Below are 9,687 nucleotides of genomic sequence, written 5' to 3'. Positions count from 1 at the left end.
CGCGGCCCCGATGCCGACGGCCTCGACCGGATGGGCCGCCGCGAGATCCGCGACCACATCGACGATCACATCGCGGGTAGTCTGCGCCGCGCGTTGCGACGTGCCGCCGACGGCCGCGGGCTGGACGTCGAGGAGGCCGCCGTCCTGCTCGCCGCCCGTGGTGAGCACCTCGACGAACTGCTGAGCATCGCGGGGGCGGTGCGCGACGCGGGGCTGCGCGAGGCGGGGCGGCCGGGCGTGGTGACGTACTCGAAAAAGGTCTTCATCCCGCTGACCCGGCTCTGCCGCGACCGCTGCCACTACTGCACCTTCGCGACCGTGCCGCACCGGCTGCCGGCCCCCTTCCTCGACCGGGACGAGGTGCTGGCCATCGCGCGGGCCGGCGCCGCCCAGGGCTGCAAGGAGGCGCTGTTCACCCTCGGTGACCGGCCGGAGGAGCGCTGGCCGGCCGCCCGGCAGTGGCTGGACGAGCGGGGATACGACTCCACTCTGGACTACGTGCGGGCCAGCGCGATCGCGGTGCTGGAGGAGACCGGGCTGCTGCCGCACCTCAACCCGGGCGTGTTGTCCTGGGCCGAGCTGCAGCGGCTCAAGCCGGTGGCGCCGAGCATGGGCATGATGCTGGAGACGACCGCGACCCGGCTCTGGTCGGAGCCGGGCGGACCGCACTACGGCTCGCCGGACAAGGAGCCGGCGGTGCGCCTGCGGGTGCTCGAGGACGCGGGTCGGGTCGGCGTGCCGTTCACCACCGGCATCCTGATCGGCATCGGTGAGACCCTGCCCGAACGGGCCGACTCCCTTTTCGCGATCCGCCGGGTGGCCCGCGAATACGGGCACATTCAGGAAGTCATCGTGCAGAACTTCCGGGCCAAGCCGGACACCGCGATGCGCGGCATGCCCGACGCGGAGCTGCACGAACTGGCCGCGACGATCGCGGTGGCCCGGATCGTGCTGGGCCCGAAGGCCCGGATCCAGGCGCCGCCGAACCTGATCGACTCCGAGTACGACCGGCTGCTGCGCGCGGGCATCGACGACTGGGGTGGCGTGTCGCCGGTGACGCCGGACCACGTCAACCCGGAGCGGCCCTGGCCGCAGATCGACGAGCTCGCGGCCCGGTCGGCCGCCGCCGGGTTCGTGCTGCGGGAGCGGCTGACGATCTATCCCGAGTACGTCCGTCCGCACCAGGACCACTGGCTCGACCCGCGGCTGCTGCCCCATGTGACCGCCCTGGCCGATCCGTCGACCGGCCTCGCCGTGGAGGAGGCGCGCCCGGTGGGGCGGGCCTGGCAGGAGCCGGATGATTCGTTCGTTCCCGGCGGCCGGACCGACCTGCATGTCACGATCGACACGACCGGGCGCACCGACGACCGCCGCGGCGACTTCGACTCCGTCTACGGCGACTGGTCGGAGGTGGCCGCGCATCTGACCGGCGCCCCCTCGACCGAGACGCTCCCCTCGGACGTGCTCGCCGGGCTCCGGCTCGCGGCCGAGGACCCCGCCGCCCTGCTCGAGCCGCGGCACGAGGCGGCGGCGCTGGCGCTGTTCGAGGCGGACGGCGCGGCGCTCGACGAACTCTGCCGGATCGCCGACGACGTGCGGCGCGACGTCGTCGGCGACGACGTCACCTACGTCGTCAACCGCAACATCAACTTCACCAACGTCTGCTACGTGGGCTGCCGGTTCTGCGCCTTCGCGCAGCGGGAGCGGGACGCGGACGCCTTCCGGCTCTCCGTCGAGCAGGTGGCGGAGCGGGCCGAGGAGGCGTGGCAGGCGGGCGCGACCGAGGTCTGCATGCAGGGCGGCATCGACCCGAAGCTGCCGGTGACGGCGTACGCCGACATCGTGCGGGCGGTGAAGGAGCGGGTGCCCGGGATGCACGTGCACGCCTTCTCGCCGATGGAGATCGTGACGGCGGCGGGCAAGGCCGGCGTTCCGGTGCGCGACTGGTTGACGATGCTCCGCGACGCCGGGCTCGACACCATCCCGGGCACCGCCGCCGAGATCCTCGATGACGACGTGCGCTGGGTGCTGACCAAGGGGAAGCTGCCGGCGGCCACCTGGGTCGAGGTGGTGAGCACCGCTCACGAGCTGGGCGTGCGCTCCAGCTCGACGATGATGTACGGCCACGTCGACCACCCGCGCCAGTGGCTCGGGCACTTCCGGGTGCTCGCCGGCCTCCAGGACCGCACCGGTGGCTTCACCGAGTTCGTCGGGTTGCCGTTCGTGCACACCAACGCCCCGATCTACCTGGCCGGCATCGCCCGGCCGGGGCCGACCTGGCGGGAGAACCGGGTGGTGCACGCGATGGCGCGGTTGCTGCTGCACGGTCGCATCGACAACATCCAGTGCTCCTGGGTCAAGCTCGGGGACGAGGGTACAGCGGCGATGCTGCGGGGTGGCTGCAACGACCTCGGCGGCACGCTGATGGAGGAGACCATTTCGCGGATGGCGGGCTCCGACAACGGCTCCGCCCGTACCGTCGCGCAGTTGGAGGCCATCGCGGCGGCCGCGGGCCGCACGGCGCGGCAGCGCACCACCGCGTACGGCCACGCGCACTGAACCATCCATCGACGCTTTCTCATGAATGGATACCCGGCTACGAGGCAGCCGCACGGATGCGCCGGCAGGAGTCCTCTCGCGACCGGGGGGCACCGGGCTGGACCGCCGTAACGCCCCCGCCTCCGAGGCGGCGATGCACGAGCACAGCACTGAGGCCCCTCGGAGACCGGCGCCGGGTCGACGGGCAGCCATTCCGCCATACGGGAGCGACTCGTGCAGGACGGCGTGTTCCACAAAGCCGTCTATCCCGATCCAGGTGCCGGCTGCTACCCGGTCTGGTGGGCCGCGGACACTCCGGCGGGCGTGGTGACGGTCGTGGGTGGGGCGCCGGCCGAGTTCACCTGGCCGCTGCGACGCCCCGGAGCGGTCGGTCGATCGGAGTGAGTCGCCGCTGATCGGACCGCGCGCGGCTCCTCCGATCGGTTGGAAAATGCCGGCGAGGGCCGGTGTCGTTGCGAACGCCCGTGCCGGTCCTTGGCGTTCGTTCAACCGGTCGGACCTACCTGTGTCACCATGATCGCGGAGCGTGACCTCATACTTACGGCGCGCCACCAACAACTTTTCGCGCGACTCGCCGAGGAAGCCGTTACCAGTTTGGGGTCTGACTCGGTAGGGGAGGTTGCGGGACTGAAAGGCCGATCGGAGATCCGTCCGGGAAGGCACCCAGAAAAGCAACCCCATTTATCAGGTTCCGCTTGACGACGCACGCATTACACGCGTGTAATTTCCGTGGGGTCGTTCGAACGGGACGTATGAAACGCTGACCGTACGGACGAATTGGACACGCCTTCCGCGTGGGGGGTTGCGCCGGCGTTGACGCCGGCGCGCGATAAGGAGGCACTCTGATGGACGGCCGACTCGAAGTGGCCGACCTGCTCGGAAACGCACCGGAGTGGCAGGAGCGGGCGCTGTGCTCGCAGACCGACCCGGAGGCATTCTTTCCTGAGAAGGGCGGCTCGACCCGTGAGGCGAAGCGGATCTGCTCCCGCTGCGACGTGAAGGCGGAATGCCTCGAATACGCGCTGGGGCACGACGAACGGTTCGGCATCTGGGGTGGACTGTCCGAGCGCGAGCGGCGCAAGCTCAAGCGTCAGGTCGCCTGACGGCGGCACGCCGCGCAGGCGCCGGGGGACGCGACGGTGGTCGATCGTCAGCCGGGTGGTGGGGTCCGCCCGGCTGTGCATGACCGCGTGACGCGCTCCTAGGCCAGCTCGTCGGGATCGACGCCGAGCAGGTTCGCCACCTGTTCGATGATCACGTCGTGCACCAGGTCCGCCAGGTCCTCGCGGTCCATCGCGCGGAACTCCAGCGGCCGCCGGTAGAGCACGATGCGCGGCGGCACCTCCTGCCGGCCCGGTCGCCCGGGCAGCAGCCGTGCCAGCGGCACCTCGCCGTCCTCCAGCACGTCGGAGTCGTAGACGTTGAGGTCGGGCGGGACATCCTCGACCGCGAACTCCACCCCGGCCAGTTCCTTGGCGAACCGCCGTTCGAGCGTCTCGACCGTGTCCAGCACCAGGTCGTCGAAGATCTCGGCCTTCGTGCGGGCGAGCGGCACGGTCGCCGGCACGAGGCGGCCGCGCAGGCCGCGCCCGTGCCGATCCCGGCGCGTCCGCCGCCCCGGGGTGGGGCGGCGGTGGTCAGGACCGGTGGTCAGCGCCTCGCTCACCAGCCCAGAGTAGTCCCGCGGAGCCGCCGGGAAGGCGGCGGATCACCGTTGCCGGCGTGTCGCGACGCCAAGCGGAGCGCGGGAGGCCGTCTGAGCGATAACGTGCCCGCCGTGAGGTCACCACGGCGCTGCTCCCGAAACGGCTGCCCCCGTCAGGCCGTCGCCACGTTGACCTATGTCTACAACGAGTCGACGGCGGTTGTGGGGCCACTTGCGGCATTTGCCGAGCCACATACCTACGACCTGTGCGAGCCGCATGCCCGCAACCTGACCGCCCCGCGCGGGTGGGAGGTGGTCCGGCACGAGGGCGAGTTCTCGCCCCCGCCGCCGACCACCGACGACCTGGTCGCGCTCGCCGACGCGGTCCGGGAAGCGGCACGGCCGGCTCCGCCGCGCCCGGACGGGTTGAACGATGACTCGCAACCGGGACAGCAGACCGGCCGGCGCGGCCACCTCCGCGTCATTCCGCCGACCCACTGACGCGACCGGCCCACCGCGGGATCGTCGGGATCTCGGGTGTCAGTGGCCGAGCAGCCGGTTGAAGGCGGCGGCCCGCCGGGCCGGCCGCCCGGTCCGCGCCTCCGCGGCGTCGGCCGAGGTCATCACCCGCAGCCCGGCGTTCACCCCGAGCCACCGCAGCGGCTCCGGCTCCCAGCGCGGTGACCGGTGCCCCACCCAGGGGAGCGCCGTCAGGTCGCTCTCCACGCCGCGGATGAGATGGGCCAGGGTACGTCCGGCGAGATTGCTCGTGCCCACCCCGTCGCCGACGTAGCCGCCCGCCCACGCCAGCCCGGTGCCCCGGTCCAGCCCCACCGAGGCGGTCCAGTCCCGCGCCACGCCGAGCGGCCCACCCCAGCTGTGGCTCACCGCCACGTCGGGGCCGAGCGCGGGGAAGAGGTCGGCCAGGGTCTGCCGCAGCGAGGCGAAGACCCGCGGCTCGCGGTCGTACTCGGGGCGGATCCGGGAGCGGAAGTGGTACGGCGCGCCGCGCCCGCCGAAGGCCAGTCGACCGTCCACGGTGCGCTGGCCGTAGATGATCAGGTGCCGGTAGTCGGAGAAGGTCTCCCGCCCGGTCAGCCCGATCTGCTGCCACACCGCGTCCGGGAGTGGCTCGGTGGCGATCATCAGGGAGTAGACCGGTGCCACGGCGCGCCGGGCGCCGGGCAGCGACGGGGTGTACCCCTCGGTGGCCCGGACCACGATCGGGGCGCGGACCGTACCGGCGGAGGTGGTGACGATTCCGGGGCGCAGCGCGGTGACCGCGGTCCGCTCGTAGATCGCCACCCCGCGATGTTCCACCGCGCGGGCCAGTCCCCGGACGAGCCGGGCGGGGTGGATGGCGGCGCAGTGCGGCGTGTAGGTCCCGCCGTGCACGCCGTCGGCCCCGCAGCGCGCCGCGGCCTCGGCCGGGCCGAGCAGCGCCAGGTCGTCGTCGCCGAAGCCGTACGCCCGCGCCTCCTCGACCTCCGCGCGGGCCCGTTGCAGCTGCGCCGCGGTGCGGGCCAGCACGACGGTGCCGCCCTTGTCCCAGTGGCAGTCGATCTCCTCGGCGGCGGCGACCCGACCCACTTCGTCCACGGTCGACTGCATGGCGCGCTGCATCGCCACGGCGGCGTCGCGTCCGTGTCGACGGGCGAGCGCCGGTACCGAGGTGGGTAGCAGCGCGGAGCACCAGCCACCGTTGCGGCCGGAGGCCCCGTACCCGGCGATCTCCTTCTCGAGCACGGCGATGCGCAGGGTGGGGTCGGCGGTCGCCAGGTAGTAGGCGGTCCAGAGCCCCGTGTAGCCGCCGCCCACGATCGCGACGTCAACCTCGACGTCGCCGGCGAGAGGTGGTCGCGGCGAGAGGTCGTCGTCTGCCGTGGACATCCAGAAGGAGACGTTCCGGTAGCTCATCGCCGACCCCTCGTCACGTTGATCATGGGCATACGCGCCATGGGGCTGCCCGGAATGTCGCGCGTGTGCCCATGATCAACACCGTGGGACGGTCAGAGGCGCTGCCACGCCTCGGTCAGCACCGTGCGCAGGATCTGCTCGATCTCGTCGAACTGACGCTGGTCGGCGATCAGCGGCGGAGCGAGCTGGATGACCGGGTCGCCCCGGTCGTCCGCGCGGCAGTAGAGCCCCGCCTGGAACAGCGCCGAGGAGAGGAAACCGCGCAGCAGCCGCTCCGACTCCGCCTCGTCGAACGTCTCCTTGGTCGCCTTGTCCTTGACCAGCTCGATGCCGTAGAAGTACCCGTCGCCACGTACGTCGCCGACGATCGGCAGGTCGTTGAGCTTCTCCAGCGTGGCCCGGAACGCGCCCTCGTTGGCCCGGACGTGCCCGACCAGGTCCTCACGGGCGAAGACGTCGAGGTTGGCGAGCGCCACCGCGCAGGAGACCGGGTGCCCGCCGAAGGTGATGCCGTGGGCGAACATCTCGGTGTCGTTGAGGAACGGCTCGATCAGCCGGTCCGAGGCGATCATCGCGCCGAGCGGGGAGTAGCCGGACGTGATGCCCTTGGCCGTGGTGATGATGTCGGGCTGGTAGCCGTAGCGCTGGGCGCCGAAGTATTCACCGAGCCGGCCCCACGAGCAGATCACCTCGTCGGAGACGAGCAGCACGTCGTACGCGTCGCAGATCTCCCGCACGCGCTCGAAGTAGCCGGGCGGCGGCGGGAAGCAGCCGCCCGAGTTCTGCACCGGCTCCAGGAAGACCGCGGCGACGGTTTCCGGTCCTTCCCGCTCGATCGCGCGGCCGATCTCGTCCGCCGCCCACCGGCCGAACGCCTCCGGCGAGTCGCCGTGCTCCGGGGCCCGGTAGAAGTTGGTGTTCGGCACCTTGATGCCCCCCGGCACGAGCGGCTCGAAGTCGCTCTTGATGCCCGGCAGGCCGGTGATCGACAGGGCGCCCATCGAGGTGCCGTGGTAGGCGATGTAGCGGCTCACCACCTTGTGCTTGGTGTGCTTACCCGTGCGCTTGAAGTACGCGCGGGCCAGCTTCCACGCCGATTCGACCGCCTCCGAGCCGCCCGTCGTGAAGAAGACGCGATTGAGGTCTCCCGGTGCCAGCCCGGCGATCCGGTCGGCCAGCTCGATCGCCGTCGGGTGGGCGTACGACCAGAGCGGGAAGTAGGCCAGCTCCGCGGCCTGCTTCGCGGCGGCCTCGGCCAGCTCCGTGCGGCCGTGCCCCGCGTTCACCACGAAGAGCCCGGCCAGCCCGTCGAGGTAGCGGCGGCCCTGTGAGTCCCAGATGTACGCGCCCTCGCCGCGGACGATGGTGGGCACCTCGCCGTCGCGGTAACTGGACATCCGGGTGAAGTGCATCCACAGGTGGTCGGTGGCGTTGGCCATGTCAGCCCCATCGCGTTGTCGGGCCGGTTTTCGGGTTGCGGCCGGCCGCTCTGATCACGGTTATCGCACACCCATCCCGGCTCGCGCAAGTGTTACCGGCAGCGACAGCCCTATCTCGCGACGAAATCAGTGGTGCTAGCGCCACAGTGCAACGGATTACGCGGTGCCCCACTGATAGGTCTGTTTCCGCAGCTTGAGATAGACGAACGCCTCCGTCGAGATCACGCCCTCCACCGCGCGCAGCCGCTGCAGGATCTCCAGCAGGTGGTCGTCGTTGCGGCAGACCACCTCGGTGAGCAGGTCGAACGAGCCGGCGGTGATCACCACGTAATCGACCTCGACCAGTTCGGCGAGGCGATCCGCCACCTTCTCCAGATCGCCCGAGGTGCGCAGTCCGATCATCGCCTGCCGCGGGAAGCCGAGCTGCAGCGGATCGGTCACCGCCACGATCTGCATGACGCCGGTGTCGAGCAGGCGCTGCACCCGCTGCCGTACCGCCGCCTCGGAGAGTCCGACCGCCTTCCCGATCGCCGCGTACGGGCGCCGACCGTCCTCCTGCAGCTGCTCGATGATCTGTTTGGCGACGTCGTCGAGGAGGGGGTTCGTCCCCTCCCGGAGCGTGACCCGGCGACCGTTGCCGCGCCGGTCGTCGTTGTGCCGAGTGCCCATTCGTCTCCCCGTCCGCCTCTGGTTGATGCCCCACGCGTCGTCGAGCCGATCGGCGCCGCCGACGGTCGCGCCGATTCTGGCGTATTTCGTAGCCGTCCGCGATATCCGCAACGGAATCCCTTGTGATGGCCGTTACAGCATGTCAAGATCTGACGTCTGATCTGATGCTGGCCTACGCCGACCGACTGCACTGCCGACACGTCGATCGCCCCCTCAGGAGCCGCCATGCGCAAGCGACTTGACCCACCGTCCTCACCGGAAGCAGCGGCTCTTCTCACGGTGTCGCGCGTGTCGCGGCGCTCCGTCATGCGTGGCGTCCTCGCCTCCGGGGCGCTGCTCGGCACCGGCGCCGCGCTGACCGCCTGCGGCACCGAAGGCGCGAAGAAGGCCGAGGGAAGCTGCGTCAGCGACGACCTCTCCGCCGGAGAGAAGACCATCAACTTCTCCAACTGGCCACAGTACATCGACGTCGATGACAAGGATGAGGCCAAGCACCCCAGCCTCGTGGCCTTCCAGGAGAAGACCGGCATCCAGGTCACCTACAACGAAGACGTCAACGACAACAACGAGTTCTTCGGCAAGGTGCGCAACCAGCTCGCCGGCTGCCAGTCCACCGGGCGGGACCTCATCGTCCTGACCGACTGGATGGCGGCGCGCATGATCCGGCTGGGCTGGCTGCAGAAGCTCGACAAGAAGAACCTTCCGAACGTCGAGAGCAAGCGGCTGCTGTCGCTGCGCGCCCGCTCCTTCGACACCAACGACGAGTACAGCGTCCCGTGGCAGTCCGGACTCGCCGGCATCGCCTACAACGGCACCGCGACCACGGAGGTGCGCAGCATCGACGACCTGCTCACCCGCCCCGACCTCAAGGGCAAGGTGACGGCGCTGAGCGAGATGCGCGACACCATGGGGCTGCTGCTGCAGTCGAACGGGCACGACCCGGCCAAATTCACCGACGCGCAGTTCGACGACGCGTTGGAGAAGCTGCGCAAGGCGGTCGCGCGCGGTCAGATCCGCCGGTTCACCGGCAACGACTACGCCCCGGAGCTGGCCAAGGGCGACATCGTCGCCTGCATCGCCTGGTCCGGCGATGTCGTCCAGCTCGCCGGCGACAACCCGAAGGTGCAGTTCGTCGTGCCCGAGGCCGGCGCGATGCTCTTCTCGGACAACATGCTCGTGCCGAACAAGTCCAGCCACAAGAGCAACGTCGAGAAGCTCATGGACTACTACTACGACCCGAAGGTGGCGGCCGAGGTCGCCGCGTCGGTCAACTACATCTGTCCGGTCGAGGGCGCCAAGGCGGAAGCCGAGAAGATCGACCCGGCGCTCGCGGCCAACCCGCTGATCTTCCCGGACGACGCGATGCTGGCCCGGACGAAGGTCTTCATGGCGCTCACCGAAGCACAAGAACGGTCGTACGAGCAGAAATTCCAGCAGGTGATCGGGGCCTAGTCGACG

Annotated in this window: 9 protein-coding genes; 5 read left to right on the top strand and 4 right to left on the bottom strand. The window is 70.5% G+C overall.

Annotated features, from left to right (window positions below):
* Nucleotides 1-30: 30 nt before the first annotated feature.
* From AB0J06_RS16615 to AB0J06_RS16605, 3 genes are all read left to right on the top strand, one after another.
* Nucleotides 31-2,559, top strand: coding sequence for a bifunctional FO biosynthesis protein CofGH (locus AB0J06_RS16615; protein ID WP_357429276.1), 2,529 nt, complete (start codon nt 31-33; stop codon nt 2,557-2,559).
* Nucleotides 2,560-2,772: 213 nt separating this feature from the next.
* Entirely contained in the window at nt 2,773-2,943 is a 171-nt protein-coding gene (locus AB0J06_RS16610; protein ID WP_357429262.1) for a hypothetical protein, read from the top strand.
* 461 nt (nt 2,944-3,404) lie between these two features.
* A complete protein-coding gene (locus AB0J06_RS16605) occupies nt 3,405-3,662 on the top strand; it encodes a WhiB family transcriptional regulator (protein WP_357429260.1) in 258 nt (85 codons plus the stop codon).
* Between the two features lie 98 nt (nt 3,663-3,760).
* On the opposite strand, the gene AB0J06_RS16600 is transcribed toward AB0J06_RS16605, so the two are convergent.
* The gene (locus AB0J06_RS16600; RefSeq protein ID WP_357429274.1) at nt 3,761-4,213 is read right to left on the bottom strand and encodes a metallopeptidase family protein; all 453 of its coding nucleotides are present in this window, start codon (nt 4,211-4,213) and stop codon (nt 3,761-3,763) included.
* A 123-nt stretch (nt 4,214-4,336) separates the two neighbouring features.
* Here AB0J06_RS16600 and AB0J06_RS16595 point away from each other — a divergent pair, with 123 nt between their 5' ends.
* Nucleotides 4,337-4,705: a DUF3499 domain-containing protein gene (locus AB0J06_RS16595; protein WP_357429258.1), complete on the top strand. Its 369-nt coding sequence runs from the start codon at nt 4,337-4,339 to the stop codon at nt 4,703-4,705.
* 39 nt (nt 4,706-4,744) lie between these two features.
* Here the strand turns inward: AB0J06_RS16595 and AB0J06_RS16590 are convergent, their stop codons facing one another.
* The 3 genes from AB0J06_RS16590 to AB0J06_RS16580 form a co-directional block, all read right to left on the bottom strand.
* Nucleotides 4,745-6,121: an FAD-dependent oxidoreductase gene (locus AB0J06_RS16590; protein WP_357429255.1), complete on the bottom strand. Its 1,377-nt coding sequence runs from the start codon at nt 6,119-6,121 to the stop codon at nt 4,745-4,747.
* Between the two features lie 92 nt (nt 6,122-6,213).
* Nucleotides 6,214-7,560: an aspartate aminotransferase family protein gene (locus tag AB0J06_RS16585; protein WP_357429253.1), complete on the bottom strand. Its 1,347-nt coding sequence runs from the start codon at nt 7,558-7,560 to the stop codon at nt 6,214-6,216.
* A 156-nt stretch (nt 7,561-7,716) separates the two neighbouring features.
* Nucleotides 7,717-8,229 carry an Lrp/AsnC family transcriptional regulator gene (locus AB0J06_RS16580; RefSeq protein ID WP_357429251.1) on the bottom strand — a complete coding sequence of 171 codons (513 nt, stop codon included), beginning with the start codon at nt 8,227-8,229 and terminating at the stop codon, nt 7,717-7,719.
* 288 nt (nt 8,230-8,517) lie between these two features.
* On the opposite strand from AB0J06_RS16580, the gene AB0J06_RS16575 reads away from it, so the two are divergent.
* Nucleotides 8,518-9,681, top strand: a complete 1,164-nt coding sequence (locus tag AB0J06_RS16575) for a spermidine/putrescine ABC transporter substrate-binding protein (protein ID WP_357429249.1) — start codon at nt 8,518-8,520, stop codon at nt 9,679-9,681.
* Nucleotides 9,682-9,687: the final 6 nt, after the last annotated feature.

The sequence above is a fragment of the Micromonospora sp. NPDC049679 genome (assembly GCF_040659735.1).
Taxonomy (GTDB): Bacteria; Actinomycetota; Actinomycetes; order Mycobacteriales; family Micromonosporaceae; genus Micromonospora_I.
Note: the sequence above shows the minus strand (reverse complement) of the source record. Positions and strands in the feature narration are given on the sequence as shown.